13 protein-coding genes are annotated in these 15,414 nt (G+C 68.9%); 6 read left to right on the top strand and 7 right to left on the bottom strand.

The annotated features are described in order from the left end of the window. Positions 1-265 precede the first annotated feature (265 nt). The 3 genes from FHG89_RS10920 (at position 266) to FHG89_RS10910 (ending at position 5,349) form a co-directional block, all read left to right on the top strand. Positions 266-886 carry a TetR/AcrR family transcriptional regulator gene (locus FHG89_RS10920; protein ID WP_139584260.1) on the top strand — a complete coding sequence of 207 codons (621 nt, stop codon included), beginning with the start codon at positions 266-268 and terminating at the stop codon, positions 884-886. Positions 887-1,292: 406 nt separating this feature from the next. Then, positions 1,293-2,432 (top strand): ThuA domain-containing protein, encoded by a 1,140-nt coding sequence (locus FHG89_RS10915; protein ID WP_425280167.1) that lies wholly within the window; start codon positions 1,293-1,295, stop codon positions 2,430-2,432. Positions 2,433-2,520: 88 nt separating this feature from the next. Further along, a complete protein-coding gene (locus FHG89_RS10910) occupies positions 2,521-5,349 on the top strand; it encodes a PQQ-dependent sugar dehydrogenase (protein WP_139584258.1) in 2,829 nt (942 codons plus the stop codon). 80 nt (positions 5,350-5,429) lie between these two features. Here FHG89_RS10910 and FHG89_RS10905 read toward each other — a convergent pair whose 3' ends face one another. The 3 genes from FHG89_RS10905 to FHG89_RS10895 form a co-directional block, all read right to left on the bottom strand. Next, on the bottom strand, positions 5,430-6,374 hold the full coding sequence (locus FHG89_RS10905) for an acyltransferase domain-containing protein (RefSeq protein WP_139584257.1): 945 nt from the start codon (positions 6,372-6,374) through the stop codon (positions 5,430-5,432). Between the two features lie 48 nt (positions 6,375-6,422). Beyond that, positions 6,423-7,007, bottom strand: coding sequence for a hypothetical protein (locus FHG89_RS10900; RefSeq protein ID WP_139584256.1), 585 nt, complete (start codon positions 7,005-7,007; stop codon positions 6,423-6,425). Positions 7,008-7,089: 82 nt separating this feature from the next. Continuing rightward, complete coding sequence (locus FHG89_RS10895; protein ID WP_139584255.1) at positions 7,090-7,518, bottom strand: VOC family protein; 429 nt, start codon at positions 7,516-7,518, stop codon at positions 7,090-7,092. 121 nt (positions 7,519-7,639) lie between these two features. Here FHG89_RS10895 and FHG89_RS10890 point away from each other — a divergent pair, with 121 nt between their 5' ends. Beyond that, complete coding sequence (locus FHG89_RS10890; protein ID WP_139584254.1) at positions 7,640-8,551, top strand: NAD-dependent epimerase/dehydratase family protein; 912 nt, start codon at positions 7,640-7,642, stop codon at positions 8,549-8,551. An 8-nt stretch (positions 8,552-8,559) separates the two neighbouring features. Here FHG89_RS10890 and FHG89_RS10885 read toward each other — a convergent pair whose 3' ends face one another. Together FHG89_RS10885 and FHG89_RS10880 are read right to left on the bottom strand one after the other, a co-directional pair. After that, positions 8,560-8,997: a GNAT family N-acetyltransferase gene (locus tag FHG89_RS10885; protein WP_244295347.1), complete on the bottom strand. Its 438-nt coding sequence runs from the start codon at positions 8,995-8,997 to the stop codon at positions 8,560-8,562. A gap of 544 nt (positions 8,998-9,541) precedes the next feature. Further along, positions 9,542-9,982, bottom strand: coding sequence for a VOC family protein (locus tag FHG89_RS10880; RefSeq protein ID WP_139584252.1), 441 nt, complete (start codon positions 9,980-9,982; stop codon positions 9,542-9,544). Between the two features lie 178 nt (positions 9,983-10,160). Between FHG89_RS10880 and FHG89_RS34120 the strand changes: the two genes are divergently transcribed. Further along, positions 10,161-10,376 carry a hypothetical protein gene (locus FHG89_RS34120; RefSeq protein ID WP_139584251.1) on the top strand — a complete coding sequence of 72 codons (216 nt, stop codon included), beginning with the start codon at positions 10,161-10,163 and terminating at the stop codon, positions 10,374-10,376. Between the two features lie 81 nt (positions 10,377-10,457). Then, the gene (locus tag FHG89_RS10870; protein WP_139584250.1) at positions 10,458-11,204 is read left to right on the top strand and encodes a phosphotransferase family protein; all 747 of its coding nucleotides are present in this window, start codon (positions 10,458-10,460) and stop codon (positions 11,202-11,204) included. 115 nt (positions 11,205-11,319) lie between these two features. Here the strand turns inward: FHG89_RS10870 and fxsT are convergent, their stop codons facing one another. Both fxsT and FHG89_RS32890 read right to left on the bottom strand, forming a co-directional pair. After that, on the bottom strand, positions 11,320-14,043 hold the full coding sequence (gene fxsT, locus FHG89_RS10865; RefSeq protein WP_244295354.1) for an FxSxx-COOH system tetratricopeptide repeat protein: 2,724 nt from the start codon (positions 14,041-14,043) through the stop codon (positions 11,320-11,322). Between the two features lie 2 nt (positions 14,044-14,045). Then, positions 14,046-14,480 (bottom strand): hypothetical protein, encoded by a 435-nt coding sequence (locus tag FHG89_RS32890; RefSeq protein ID WP_167517382.1) that lies wholly within the window; start codon positions 14,478-14,480, stop codon positions 14,046-14,048. Between the last annotated feature and the right edge of the window lie 934 nt (positions 14,481-15,414).

The raw sequence follows: 15,414 nt of genomic DNA, 5'->3' as shown, positions 1-15,414 counted from the left end.
GTGGCAGTCGCTGGAGAGCTGGTCGATCTGCACGAGCATGCCGAGCATGCCCGGCGGGATGACCGGGCGTTCGTCGGCCCGGCGCTGCTTCAACAATCGAACGCTTCTGACCAGTTCGTACAGACGAAGTCCGAGTTCACGGGTGCCGCTTTCCACGTCTGCTCCCACACGAGAGTTGGTTGCCTCAAGCAAGCATTCACCGATCTTGCCCACTAGGCAAGTTTGCTCGTTGAGAAGTCGCTCACCCGCACGTACCCTCGGTGCGATGGACGAGACGACCGGTCTGCGGGAGCGCAAGAAGGCGGCCACCCGCCTGGCCCTGCACGGCGCGGCCCTGCGCCTCGCCGCCGAGGAGGGCATCGACGCGGTGACGGTCGAGGCGATCGCGGACGCCGCAAACGTCTCCCGGCGGACCTTCTCCAACTACTTCTCCAGCAAGGAGCAGGCCCTCTTCCACGGCGACACCATGCGCCTGCACCGGCTGTTGGCGCTGATCCGGGAACAACCCGTCGACGAGGAGCCGTGGACCGTCCTGAGCCGGGCGGCCGAGCGCCTCACCGAGGAGGTCTTCGGCGGTTCTGAACCTTCCTGGCTGAACCAACGCCGGAAGCTACGCGGACACCCCGGCCTGGCTCCACACCAGGTGGCGGCGTACGCCGCGATCGAGCGCGAGTTGGCCGCGGAACTCGCCCACCGGCTGACCGACGACGACGTGGCACTGCGCTCCCGCCTCCTGGCCGCGACCTTCCTGGCCATCCTGCGGGTCGCGGTCCAGCACTGGATCGAGCACCCGGACGACCCGCTGGCGCAAACCGTCCGGACCGCACTCGTCGCGGCCGCTCCCGCGGCGGCCTTCGGGAGCCACCGGACCAGCACCGGCACCTAGCGCCGCTCTCCGATCCCCGCACGATCCCCCGGGCCCAGAGGGTGGTAGCCAACGGGCGCGGTCTTGACGGAGCGCAGACATCGGAGGTTTACTGCGTCAGCGATAGAAGTCGATGCGCCTTGACCATCCTTTGTGGTAAGTGGGGCACCTCGGCGGGCGGGGAGCACCGGCACGGCAACCCGCACGGCGCAGCGTCGCGCTCCCCCGCAGGACGATCCCCACAGTTACGGCACCACCAGCACCACCTCAGCCGAGCATCGGCGGCCCGGCTCCGTACCCACCGCCAACCTCGGCCCCGGCGAGCCCGCACAGCTCCGTGACGCGCGCCTGGACCGACGCTCAGCAGAGGAGCAAGACCATGCGTTCCCGTCCCCGCCTGTTGGCACTCATCACCGGCCTGGCCGTCATGCTGGCCAGCCTGGTCGCCCTGCCGACCGCCGCCTCGGCGGCACCCCTGACCAAGGTCCTGGTGTTCAGCAAGACCGCCGGCTTCCGGCACTCGTCCATCCCCAACGGCATCGCCGCGATCCAGCAGCTCGGCTCCGCCAACGGTTTCACCGTGACGTCGACCGAGGACGCCGGCCAGTTCACCACCTCCAACCTGGCCCAGTACCAGGCGGTGGTCTTCCTCTCCACGACCGGCGACGTCCTCAACGCCAGCCAGCAGACCGCGTTCGAGTCGTACATCGCCGCCGGTGGTGGCTACGTCGGCGTGCACGCCGCCGCCGACACCGAGTACAGCTGGCCGTGGTACGGCGGGCTGGTCGGGGCGTGGTTCGACTCGCACCCGGCGATCCAGACCGCCACCGTACGGATCGAGGACCAGACCAACCCGTCGACCGCGCACCTCGGCACCACCTGGGTCCGCTCCGACGAGTGGTACAACTACCGCACCAACCCCCGCTCGGGCGCGCGGGTCCTGGCCAGCCTCGACGAGTCGTCCTACAGCGGCGGCAACATGAACGGCGACCACCCGATCACCTGGTGCAAGGCGTACGGCGGCGGACGGGCCTGGTACACCGGCCTCGGGCACACCGAGGCGTCGTACACCGACCCGAACTTCACCCGGATGCTGCTCGGTGGCCTCCAGGTCGCCGCCGGCTCCGTCACGGCCGACTGCTCACCGCGTACCACCACCCCGCCGCCCACCGTCAGCGGCTCGACCCTGCGGGCCCGTGCCAACAACCAGTACGTGAGCGCGCCCAACTCGACCACCGCGCTGATCGCCAACAAGACCTCCGTCGGCACCAGTGAGCGGTTCGACCTGGTCAACCTCGCCAACGGCAACGTGGCGCTGCGCGCCAAGAGCAACGGTCAGTACGTCGCGGCCGAGAACGCCGGTGCCGCCGCGCTGATCGCCAACCGGGCCACCGCGGGTGCCTGGGAGACGTTCCAGCTCGTCCGCAACTCCGACGGCACGGTGAGCCTGCGGGCCACGGTGAACAGCCGCTACGTCGCGGCCGACAACGCTGGCGCCTCCCCGCTGATCGCCAACCGGACGTCCATCGGGCAGTGGGAGAAGTTCGACCTGGTCACCACCAACTGACCTGGTCCCCCCGCTCGTTCTCCACCACCCCACCTGGTCGTGGTGCGCCCCCGCGCGCCCGTACCCCGGTCGTCGAGGAAGGACGATCATGCTCTCGTACCCCCGGCGTTGGTCCCGGGCTCTCGTCGCGGCGCTCACCGCCGCCGCGAGCGTGGCCCTGGCCGTTGCCGCACCGTCCACCGCTCAGGCGGCGGTGATTCCCGCCTCCGACTATCAGCAGGTCAAACTCGCCACCGGCTCGGCGGAGCTGGGTGAGGCCATGTCCCTGGCCGTGCTGCCCAACCGTTCGGTGCTGCACACCGCCCGCAACGGCGTGCTGCGGGTGACCGACGTGGCCGGCAACACGAAGGTCTCCGGCACCCTGTCCGTCTACACCCACGACGAGGAGGGGTTGCAGGGCGTCGCCGTCGACCCCAACTTCGCCACCAACCGGTGGATCTACCTGTACTACTCGCCCACGTTGAGCACCCCGTCCGGGGACGCCCCCACCACCGGCTCGCAGTCCGACTGGGACCGGTGGAAGGGGCACCTGCGACTGTCCCGGTTCACCCTCAACAGCGACGACACACTCAACCTGGGCAGCGAGAAGATCGTGCTCCAGGTCGCCAACGACCGTGGGCAGTGCTGCCACGTCGGCGGTGACCTGGACTTCGACGCCGCCGGCAACCTGTACCTGACCACCGGCGACGACACCAACCCGTTCGAGTCGTCCGGCTACGCGCCGCTGGACGAGCGGACCAACCGCAACCCGCAGTTCGACGCCCAGCGCTCGGCGGGCAACACCAACGACCTGCGGGGCAAGGTGCTGCGGATCAAGCCGCAGGCGGACGGCACGTACACGATCCCGTCGGGCAACCTGTTCGCCCCCGGCACGGCCAACACCCGTCCGGAGATCTACGCGATGGGTCTGCGCAACCCGTTCCGGATGAGCGTCGACAAGGCCACAGGCGTCGTCTACCTCGGCGACTACGGCCCCGACGCCGGCAGCACGAACTCCAGCCGGGGCCCCCAGGGTCAGGTCGAGTTCAACCGCATCGCGGCGCCGGGCAACTACGGCTGGCCGTACTGCACGGGCAGCAACACGAGCACCGAAACATACAATGAATACACCTTCCCGTCCGGGCCGTCGCAGTCCAAGTACAACTGCACGGGCGGGCCGACGAACAACTCGTTCCGCAACACCGGGCTCGCCACGCTGCCCGCGGCGAAGCCGGCCTGGATCAAGTACGCCGGCGACTCGGGTTCACCGTCGGAGTTCGGCAGCGGCTCGGAGTCGCCGATGGGTGGGCCGGTCTACCGGTACGACGCGTCGCTCAACTCCAGCATCAAGTTCCCGGCGTCGCTGAACGGCCAGTTCTTCGCGGGCGAGTACGGCCGCCGCTGGATCAAGGCCATCGCGGTCAACGCCGACGGCTCACGCGGGGAGATCTCCAGCTTCCCGTGGAGCGGCACCCAGGTCATGGACATGGCCTTCGGCCCGGACGGCGCCCTGTACGTGCTGGACTACGGCACCGGCTCGAACAACCAGGCGCTCTTCCGGATCGAGTACATCGGCGGCGGCAACCGCAGCCCGATCGCGGTCGCCTCGGCGAACCCGACCTCGGGGGCCAACCCGCTGACTGTCACCTTCTCGTCGGCCGGCAGCTCCGACCCCGAGGGTGGGGCGCTGAGCTACCTGTGGTCCTTCGGCGACGGCACCACGTCGACGGCGGCCAACCCCACCAAGACGTACACCACGAACGGCACGTACTCCCCCACGTTGAAGGTCACCGACCCGACCGGCCTGTCCGGCACGGCGAGCCTGGTCATCACCGTGGGCAACACGGCCCCGACGGTGACGCTCACCGCGCCCGCCGACGGGCAGCTGTTCAGCTTCGGTGACACGGTGCCGTACCAGATCAGCGTCAGCGACCCGCAGGACGGCACGATCGACTGTTCCAAGGTCAGCCTGACGTACGCGCTGGGCCACGACAGCCACGCCCACCAGATCACCTCGAAGAACGGGTGCAGTGGCTCGATCACCGTGCCGACCGACGGGGAGCACGACTCGGCGGCCAACATCTACGGGGTCTTCGACGCCGCGTACACCGACAACGGCGGGCTCACCACGCACAGCATCAGGACCCTGCAACCGAAGCACCGCCAGGGTGAGCACTTCGGCGCCCAGTCCGGTGTCCAGGCCACCGACCACACAAGCGCCGAGGGTGGCCGCACCGCCGGGTTCATCGAGAACAACGACTGGATCTCGTACCAGCCGTACAACCTGGCCAACGCGACCCGCTTCACCGCGCGGGCGTCGTCGGCCGGGGCCGGCGGCACCATCGAGGTACGGGCCGGATCGGCGACCGGCACCCTGCTGGGCACCGTCACGGTGCCGGTGACCGGCAACTGGGAGACCTTCACCGAGGTGTCCGGCGCCATCATCAACCCGCCCGCGTCGACAACCACCCTGTACCTGGTGTTCAAGGGCGGGTCCGGCTACCTGTTCGACGTCGACGCGTTCACGTTCACCACCGGCACCGGCGGCGGCACCGGGGCGATCACCCTGCGGGCGCAGGTGAACAGCCAGTACGTGTCGGCCGTCGGCACAAACCCGCTGATCGCCGACAAGGCCACCGTCACCTCGACCGAACAGTTCGACCGGGTGGACGCCGGCAACGGCGCCATCGCCCTGCGCTCGCGCGCCAACGGCATGTACGTCTGCGCCGAGAACGCCGGCGCGGAACCGTTGGTCGCGAACCGCACGACGGTCGGGGCGTGGGAGACCTTCCAGCTCATCACGAACTCCGACGGGACGGTCAGCCTGCGCGCCACGGTCAACAACCAGATCGTGGCCGCCGAGAACGCCGGCGCGGGGTCCCTGATCGCCAACCGCACCACGGTCGGAGCCTGGGAGAGGTTCACGCTGACCGGTTGACGCGGGTGGTGGGTCCGGCCCGCCCTGGTCGGCGGCCGGGCCGGACCCACCGAACCGTCGGCTGCCGCTGTGGCGGGCGGCTAGATCGGGAAGCGGCCGTGCCGCCACTGCCAGTGGCGGCCGGCCTTCAGGTGGTCGACGACCGCGCGTTCCAGCACGGTACGGCGGGGCAGCTCGTCGAGCGGCGTGCTCAGGGTACGGAACACGAAACGCAGCACCTCGACGTCGGCGTCCGGCCCCTCCTGCTCGTCGTATGGGGTCAGCTCGAACCGCCGCTGGAACCGGGCGATGTTGGATTCGGCCGGCAGATATTCCAGCAACTGCGGGTCGAGCAGCCACGAGCCGCAGGAGAACGCCTCGTAGCGCTCGTCGGGAAAGTGGCGCGGGAAGAACGCGCGGGCCTCATCGAGCGACGCGTCGATCGCGTCGGGGGTCAACGGCCCCGCGTCAGGGACGTGCAGGGCGAGGGTGGCGCCGCCACGGTGGTGCTGCAACCGGCCCAGCTCGTAGACGCTGCCGCGTACGTGCAGCGTCAACCAGCTCTGCATGACCGGCCAGCCCTCGCCGCGCATCCGCCTGTCGATGGCGAGGTTGCGGCCCAGATCCGCGAGGCTCAGCCACGACACCGCGTCGGCGATGCCGTGGTCGCGGTGGTACGCCCGGGCGACGTCGACCAGGGCCAGGTACGCGTACACGTAGAGGTGCCGCCAGGCGGGGCCCCGATCACGTGGCAGCTCCGGACCGGGCGGCAGCCATTCCGCGCCCCCGAGATCGGCGCGGACCAGGGCGATCGAGCGGTCGAGCAGCCAGCGCAGCTCGGGCGTCCACAGCGGAGAGTCGGCGTCCGGCCAGCCCGCCATGATTTCGGCGGCGTCGTCCGGCGGCACGGCGAGCCGGTCGAGCATCGCGGGCGCGTCGGCCCTGGCGGGCAGCGGCGCCGACGGCAGGTCGCCAGCGAGCTGGTGCACCCGCTCGACGTCCTCGACGGGTACGCCGAGTCGGGCGGCGGTGTCGTGCAGATCCACGTCGCCGACCCTACCGGCGCGGGCGTGTCCGGCGGGTACCCGGTGACCTCAGGAGTCCGCCGGCACCCCGGCGTCGAGTTGGCCGATCATCGGCGCGAGAAGGTCGTTGAGTTCCCGAGCCAGCACCACGACCGCCCGGCGCGCCGCGGAGATGACGTCGTCGTCCGGACCGGCGGGCGCCGGCGGCAGGTCGTCGAGCGGGACCGGCGCCTCCACCTGGAGCAGGGCGCGCAGATGAGGGCGGCGCGTGTGGTCCTGCTCGGTGGGTGTCGTGAACTGGCCGAACATCTGGGGCCAGTCGTGCCAACCACGGTCGCGCTGCCACTGCCTGGTCCAGGTCAGTTCGGCCGGCCAACGCGAGGCGACGGTCACCGCGCAGACCATGCTGCCGTCCCACGGGCTGCGGGCGCAGGACGCCGAGATGATCCGCCGGTGCCAGCGGACGAAGCCGGGCGACAGCTCACTGGCCACCCGCCAGGCCGTCGCCGCGAACGCCACGGGTGCGATGTCGTCCCACGTGTCGGCGAACTCGTCGATCCGACGAAGCACCTCGGCCTCGTACCGGCCCCGCCCGCCGGCGCCGTGCTCGCGGTCGAACTGCTCGTCCACCCAGAAGGCGCGCGGCTCAGGCATCCTCGACCCCGTTTCACGGCGATGGTGTCCACCACGTCGAACCTATGCCATGTGCGGGGCGCGCACGGCGTCCTCGCCGCCACTAACCCACCATGACGCAGAACGGGTGACCGGCCGGGTCGGCGTACACGCGCAGCGGCTCGTCGGGGTCCTCGATGCGGTCGTACCGCAGCCGGCCACCGAGGCGTAGCACGCGATCGTGCTGGACCAGCAACTCCTCGACGGATTCCACGGTCATGTCCAGGTGCAGCTGCTGCGGCACGTCGTTCTTCGGCCACGTCGTCTCCGGCAGGTGATCGACCTGCTGGAACGCGATCTGCGGGCCACCACCGGGAGACCTCAGCACCAGCCAGTCCCGACCGCGCTCGTCGGGTCGCCCATCCGCCGGCGGCTCGTCGCCGGGCCGGTAGACGAAGCCCATCAGCTGTCGGTAGAACTCCGCCAACTCCCTCGCGTCGGTGCAGTCGAGCACCACCGCACTCAGCTTGGGCACGCTCTCCTGGTCGACCATCCCCGATCACCTCCGGACGCCATTCTGGCCGCGTCACGCCGCCACCGCATCCGCAGCCGCTCGTTGCGGTGGCGGCGGTCGTGACTTGACAAGCAACCGGTTCCAGAGTGGACGATGCGGCGTGCGAACTCTCGTGGTGGGCGGCAGCGGTCTGATCGGCGCGCACGTCGTGGACGTGCTCCGCGAACGCGGCCACGCCGCGACAACTGTGGCGCGCACCGCCCGGGGAGGTGTCGATCACCTGATGGATGTCGACTCCGCGTCGGTCGAGGACCTGCGGCCGCTGCTCGCCGGCCACGACGGCGTCGTGTACGCGACCCGCACCGACGAGCAGCGCCCGCTGCCCAAGCCGATCTATCCGCGGTTCCGCCGCGACAACGTCGACCCGGTGGTGCGCCTGTTCACCGCCGCCCGCGAGGAGGGTCTCACCCGTGCCGTGGTGATGGGCTCGTACTACACCTACTTCGACCGGCTGCGTCCGCAGTGGCGGCTCACCGAACGTCACACGTACATCCGGTGCCGGGTCGAGCAGGCACGTGAGGGACGGGCAGCGGCCGGCGACGACCTGCCTGTCGCCGTACTCGAACTGCCCTTCGTCTTCGGTCGGGCCGGCGACCGGCTCCCGAACTGGGCCGGGCCGCTGGACCGGTGGGCGCGCTCGCGTACCCCCCTGGTCGCCCCCACCGGCGGGACCGCCGCCGCCTCGGCGCGCAGCGTGGCCGAGATCGCGGTGGACGCCCTGGAGCAGGGCCGTGGTGACGACATTCCGGTCGCCGACGAGAACCTCACCTGGGACGACATGATCGGTCGTATCGCCGAGGCGGTCGGTCGACGTCGCCGGGTGTCCCGCCTGCCGTCCGGCGCGGCGAAGGCCGCCCTGCGGCTCGGCGGAGCACTCCAGGGCCTCGGGCGCAAGGAGTCGGGCGTCAATCCCAGCCACCTCGCCGACCTCCTGCTGGCCGACCTGTTCGTCGAGCCGACGACCGGCCGGTCCCTGGACGCGGCGCTGCGCGAGACCTTCCCCGCCGCCTAGCCGTGCCGTCACGACGGACGCGCCAGATACGCCGTCTTGGCGTCGGGCGAGAAACCGCAGGCCCGGTAGAAGGCATGCGTCGACGGCGTCCGCGAGCCCGTCATCAGCATCGCCTTGTAGCAGCCGGCATCCCACGCCGCCTGGAGCGTGCCGGCCATGATCTGCCTGCCCAGGCCGGTGCCGCGGCGTGACTCCTCGACGACGACGTTCTCGATGACGGCGTACGGCGACGCCGACCGGCTGAGGTTCGGGATCACGTTGAGGTACGTCGTGGCGACGACGATCCCGTCCAGTTCGAGGACGAAGAGACGTAGCGCTGGTGAGTCGAGGATCTGCTGGAAGGCCGCCGCGTCGGATCCGTCGTCCAGCACCGGATCGTCCGGGTTGAGTTGGCGGTAGAGGCGGATGATCTGCTCGAAGTCGTCCGACCCGGCCTCGCGGAACATGCCCCGGAGCCTAGTGCGCGAACTCGCCCGGCGAGAGCCCCGCCGCCCGGGCCCGCCGGGCCGCGATGTCCACGAACTCGTCCACCAGGGGCGACCGGTTGTCCTGCGCCCAGGCCAGGCAGACATCCTGCGGCCCGGTGGGTGTCAGACTGCCGCCGGGGGCGACAACTCCATTTTCTGCCAGTTGCGGAACACGAATCGGTGCACCGATTTCAGCCCGACCCACAGGGCCGGATGGAGAGCCGCACGGCCGAACCCGCGGACGGTCACCGTCGTGGTCCGGGTGACCTGTGTGCCGCCCCCATCGGGGTCAGCTCGAAGAGATCCGCGAGCTGGTCGACGAAGCGGTGAAAGCCGAGGGGTTCCAGGTAGAACATCGGACACCGGACACCGGGGCTGAAGTTCGAGGCGCGAGTCGCACAACGCCGGCCACAGCACCTCGGGCGGATGGGGCATCGTCCAGCGCGTCCGCACCATCATGCCCGTCATGGCAGTTCCCGTGCCGACGGTGCACCGCCTCGTGAACGGTCGGCGTGGGCGGCCCTCAGCGAAGCTGTTCGGCCAACCCCACGATGATGCCCTCGGGGCCGCGGACGTAGCAGAGCCGGAAGATGTCCTCGTACCGCTCCAGGTCGCCGACGAGTTCGGCTCCGTGCGCCCGCAGCCGTGCGATGACGTCCTCGATGTCGTCGACGGCGAACATGACGCGTCGGATGCCCAGTGTGTTCGCCGGCGCGTCCCTCGGCTCGGCGCTGATCGCCTTCGGCGTGTGGAACATGGCCAGCTCGACCTTGCCGTGGCCGTCCGGGGTCCGCAGCATCGCGACTTCCTGGCGGACGTCGTCGATCCCGATGACCCGCTCCACCCACCGTCCCTCGACCGGCCCCCGGCCCTCCACCTCCATGCCGAGTGCGACGAAGAACGCGATGACAGCGTCGAGGTCCTCGACGACGATGAGGACGTTGTCCATCCGCTGGATCGCCATGCTGGGATCTCCTTGGTCCGGTACGGCCACCGTGGCCGCCTCCACCCCTGGGACGGAGCCCTCACCCCGTTCTCGACATCCCTTCACCGACAACGAAGCCCGGCCACAGTGTAGGTGGCCGGGCTTCGTCGCTCCGGGGGATCACGCTGCCCGCCACCGCTTTCTGGAATCCGTCGCGGTGGTCGTGCACACCATCGGTCTACCGGTCTTGGTCACCCCACGCGCTCCCTGCCTGGAGCAGAACGCACCGGGATGCACCGTCGGAACAGAAGGTGGTTTCGGTTTCGCGGTGGTCGGCTTCGGCTTCGGCTTACTGATCGTCGGCTTGGCGACCGGCCGGGACGGCGGCTTGCTGCTGGTGCGCTGCGGAGCAGGTGTCGGACTCACCGGCTGACTCGGCTCTTCCACAGTAGACCGGAGAGGCCGCCCGCAAAGTCCGGCGACATCGGCAACCGCCACCGCCAGGATGGACGGTATGGAAGAGGTCGAAGTCGTCGTCGCCCACAGCCAGCGCGTGACGCTGCGCGTCGGCGACGTGTTCCTGAAGGTCGACGGCGACCCCGCGCACGCCGACGTCGAGGTGCGGGCGATGGCCCTGGCGCCGATACCGACCCCGGCGATCCTCTGGCGCGAGCCGCCCGTGCTCGCGATCGCCGCCGTACCCGGCAGGGCACTCGGCGTCCTCGGCGAACCGTCGCCGGCGTCGCCGGCGGCGTGGGCCGCGGCGGGGGCCGCGATCCGCAGGTTGCACGATGCGCCGTTGCCGCCGTGGCCGGGGCGCAGGCTCGACGACGTGGCGGCAGAGCTCGACAGCGAGTGCGCGTGGCTGCTCGCCAACGCCGTTCTGCCCGCCGAGGTGATCCGGCGCAACCGCGAGATCGCCGAGGCCGCGCTCCGGCCGTGCAAGCCGGTCTTCATCCACGGCGACCTGCAGATCACCCATGTGTTCGTCGACGGCGACGAGGTCACCGGCGTCATCGACTGGTCCGAGGCCGCTCCCGGCGACGCCATGTTCGACCTCGCCACCCTGACGCTCGGGCACGAGGAACGCCTGGACGACCTGCTCGCCGGCTACGGCGCCGGCGCCGACCGGGACGTCATCCGCGCCTGGTGGTCACTGCGCAGCCTGGCGGTGGCCCGTTGGCTGATCGAGCACGGCTTCGACCCGGACGCTCCGGGTTGCGAGTTCGACGTGCTCAGATCCCGGATGCGGGAACCCTGACGGGCGTCCCCGCCACCGACAGCACCCGGTCTCGCTGCTGTGATCAGCCTGCACCCCGACATGATGCTGAAGGATCCACACAAGACAACCTCCGGAGGTTCCTTCGCGGATCACCTTACCTACGACGGCCGCTTCTTTTCGGACCTCTTCCGCCCATGGAAGCGGCGATTTTGTTCACTTCCAGGCGAGCCCATTCGGTCATAGGATGTTCACTTCCCAACACGGCTCGAAGTCCCCGATATCCATATTCGGCCGCTTGACGTGCCGGAATCTTTTGGTGCAGGGCCGCGAGGGACATTGCAAGGTTCACCGCTGCAACCAATGTTTCGGGGTGGTCCTCGCCAAGCAGCCGCCGCCGCTGCTTCAGCACGCCCTCTTCTATGCGCCGCGCCTGCTCACTTTTACCGAGGTGGTAGAGCGTGGTGGCCAGGCTGCTGAAGGCGGCCAGGGTGTCGGGATGATCCTCGCCTAGGACCTGCCGTCGCCGATCCAGCACATCCTCTTGCATGCGCCGCGCCCGCTCATACTCGCCCAACCGGTTGAGCGTGGTGGCCAGGCTGCTGAAGGCGGCCAGGGTGTCGGGATGATCCTCGCCTAGGACCTGCCGTCGCCGATCCAGCACATCCTCTTGCATGCGCCGCGCCTGCTCATACTCTTCGAGTTGGTACAGCGTGCCGGCCAAGCCGCTGACGGTGCTCAGGGTGTCCGGGTGATTCTCGCCGAGCACCCGCCGCTGCCGCTCCAGGACGTCCTGCTGCATCTGCCGCGCCTGCATGAAGTTCCCAAGGCGGTGGAGCGTGGCAGCCAGGTTGTTGGCGGCGGTGAGGGTGTCAGGGTGATCCTCGCCCAGCAGCAGCCGTCGCCGCTCCAGCACATCCTCTTCCATACGCCGCGCCTGCTCATACTCGCCCAACCGATTGAGGGTGACGGCTAGGTTGCCCTGGGCGTGCCAGGTACCCGGGTGATCATCGCCCAGCACCCGCCGCCGCCGCTCCAGGACGTCCTGCTGCATCTCCCGCGCCTGCTGATACCTGCCGAGGCTGGCCGACGAACCAGCCAAGTTGCCGGCGGACATCAAGGTGTCGGGATGGTCCTCGCCCAGCACCCGCCGCCGCCGCTCCAAGACCTCCTGATCCAACTGGTATGCCTTCTCATGCATACCCTGCGCGTCCAGGACAACGGCAAGGTCGCTCATTGATCGAAGGGTGTCAGGATGGTCCTCTCCCAGGGTCACTCTCTGGCGGGCCAAGGTGTCCTCGATCAGCGGACGCAGCTGGTTGAACTCGCCAAGATCCCGATATGCCCAGACCAGTTCCGTCGCAGCTTTCAAAGCCTGAGGGTGGTCTGGTCCAAGCCTTTGACGCCACTGCTGATAGAGACGGTCGGCTAGCCGCTGCGCTGGTCGGGCGTCGCCGCGAACGATCAGGAACACGATCGCCCGGCAGGCCAAGTCGCGGAGGCCCAAGTTGCCGGAGGAGGCGGGATCTGCTGCGAGAAGGTGTGGCAGCAGGCGAGCCCAGCCTTGCCAAGCGGCGGGGTTACGCGGGTCGCCCGGCTCGGCCATGCTAAGCACAGCTTCGATTCGCGTCCGCAGCTGCTCGACTGCAGTCGGACCCAGCTGATCGCGCAACACGGCCTGCACCAGTCGATGCACACTGATGCCCTCAACAGAGACCTTCGCCAAACCGTAGTCGCCGATGCGGGCGACGCTACGCGCCCGTGCCAACGGTTTGTCGATCACCGCCGCCAGCGGAGTCAACCCCCAGGAGTCATCCTGGGTTGCCGCCTCAAACTGCACAATCGCGGCCAGCAACTCCACGGGCACCGGCGCCGGAGCCAGGAATGCGCACAACCGGAGGATCCCCAGAGACGCAGGGTCGATGTCAGCGAGACGGCCGCTGCTGACCGCGATCGTTGCAGCCAGCGAGCGCGGATAGCTGACCGGGCGGCCCTCGCCGAGTACTTCGCCCGCCTGGCTCGTCAGAGCCTGTCGGTACTCCTGCGTCGACATGCCGGTTTCAGTCAAGAAGCTGGCTGCCTGCACGAGCGCCAGTGGAAGGTCACCCAGGGCATCGGCCAACTCGTCAGCTTGGCCTGGGTTAAGCATCGGATGGTGGGCGGTCAGCAGGAGAATCGACTCAGCCCTGGTCAAGACGTCAACCTCAACCGCTACAGCCAGCTGCGTCCAGCGTTGGTGCCGGGAGGTGATGATGACGTGCCCCGGCCCTCCGGGCAACCATTGACCGATGTCGTCCGGCGACTCGGCATTGTCGAAGATCAACAGCCATCGATCACGAATGCGCAGATGGCTCTTGACCGCATGGGCCGCAGTCACACTGTCCGCATCTGACGCAACGAGGCCGAGGCTTGCACCCAGCGCGCTGTACTGCTCACCAATCAGCCCGGCCTGTTCGGCCGATATCCACCACACCACGTCGTAGTCCGCCGCGTAGCGGTAGGCGTACTCGGTAGCGAGTTGGGTCTTACCGATTCCCCCCATGCCATGCAGCGCGTGCACCACCGCCGCGCCACCCGCACGCAACTGCTCTCGCAATCGCCCGAGTTCACCCTCTCGTCCGGCAAAACCAGGGTTACGAGGACCCATGCTCCATACGTCGGGTAGTGCGCCCGCGACCCGCTCGGCCGGCGATGCTGCTGGCGCGATGTCTCTGACCGTGGGCCGCTGAGCTGGTGGGTGATGCAGGAAGATGTTGAGTTGGTTGCCGGTCCCCTGCGCCCCGGTGCTGCCCTCTCCGGCAGTCCACACCGCCTGCGTTACACCAGATGCCGGCGTCACCAGTGACTCGTTCGGGAGCGCGCCGGGCTCAGCGCCGTTCATCGTCACGCCTGGCCGCCACGGCTGCCGAACACGTTCGTTTGCTGACCGTGGCCCTGGACGACCTGCTGAGCCTGGCCATAGGCCACCCCGTGCTGTATCACATGACCTGCCGAACGTGTCCCCGCAGCCTGAGTAACCTGCTCCACCAGAGCCTGCAACTCCTTGGCGACCTCCGGGTGATCGCTCAACAAGTCCTCCAGACGCGCCGTCCATGCCGCTTGCTGTTCCAAACGCACACGCTCATCCTGCGGCACAGCTTCCACAACGGAACGGGTGCGCTCCAGCCGTCCCTCGACTGCAGCGGCCCGAGTCTGATCACCTCGCCCGAACAACTGAGCGAACCCATGTTTGGCCAGCTGCCAGCTGTCTGTAGCCACCGCGCCAACCAAAGCCGTACCACCAGCACCTGCCAACGCACTCAACGTCTCCGCCAGCATCGCAGCCTCCAAATGGTTCGGTGAGCAACCCCTGCCGTTAGGCATCCGAACTACGTTACCGGGAACCTCAACGATTGCGACCGGTCCGAGAGCCGACAAATCTCGCGCGCTCCTCTGCCGCTCCCTTTGCAGCAATATCGACCTGGCGAGGAACAGCACGCTTTGCCATCCCGTGTGCCGTCTACCCGCCCTCCTGGGGAGCGGGTCGATCGCACACGGGATGCCCCACGGACCGCGACCCCGCCGACGAAGCCCCGGCCATCCTGGAGCCGGAGCGAGCGTCCCCGCCGGAGGCGCTCGAACCGCAACACCGCGACCGCCGCCAGCTCGGCGCGGCCGGCGTGCGCTTCCCTACGCCGCGCGGGCTCGTGGCCGGCCACCGGCGCCCACCCCCTTCAGTATTCGACGGCCTGTCGTTCTCCTGCGGCCCGCACGGCCTCCCCGCTGTCCGCGCCAGCCGCCGGGCATCAGGCGTCACGGCCACAGAGCGGCGGCGCGTGCGGCCCGTTCAGGGCCGCCTTGAAGACGCACAGACAGTTTGGGTCACTTCGCTGGCAGCCGGCTGTCCGGTATTAAGGACGTCAGATACAGATCGGGATCAGGACCTACGTGATACAACGCCGAGCGTTGGATGAGTATGTCCACGACAGCTATGGGTAGCGTCAGGGCCAAATAGGACATCTGGACAAGGACGTTGGCCGCGAACTGCCCCAGCCTCCACTTCGCCCCATACCCGCTGATCGTATGCAGAGATGTCAGGCCGTAGCCGAGCGTCCCCAAGCAACTCAATCCGCTAGTTCCATCCCTTTGTCAACGCCGCCTCAACCCTGACCACCGTGGTCCGGCTGAAAGTGGACCACCTCGGGTTGGTTGATCTTTAGTCGTTTGTCTTGGTGGCCGGTGGGACGCGGCCGAGGTCGCGGTCTTTGAGTCG

The organism is Micromonospora orduensis (assembly GCF_006228125.1).
Taxonomy (GTDB): Bacteria; Actinomycetota; Actinomycetes; order Mycobacteriales; family Micromonosporaceae; genus Micromonospora; species Micromonospora orduensis.
Note: the sequence above shows the minus strand (reverse complement) of the source record. Positions and strands in the feature narration are given on the sequence as shown.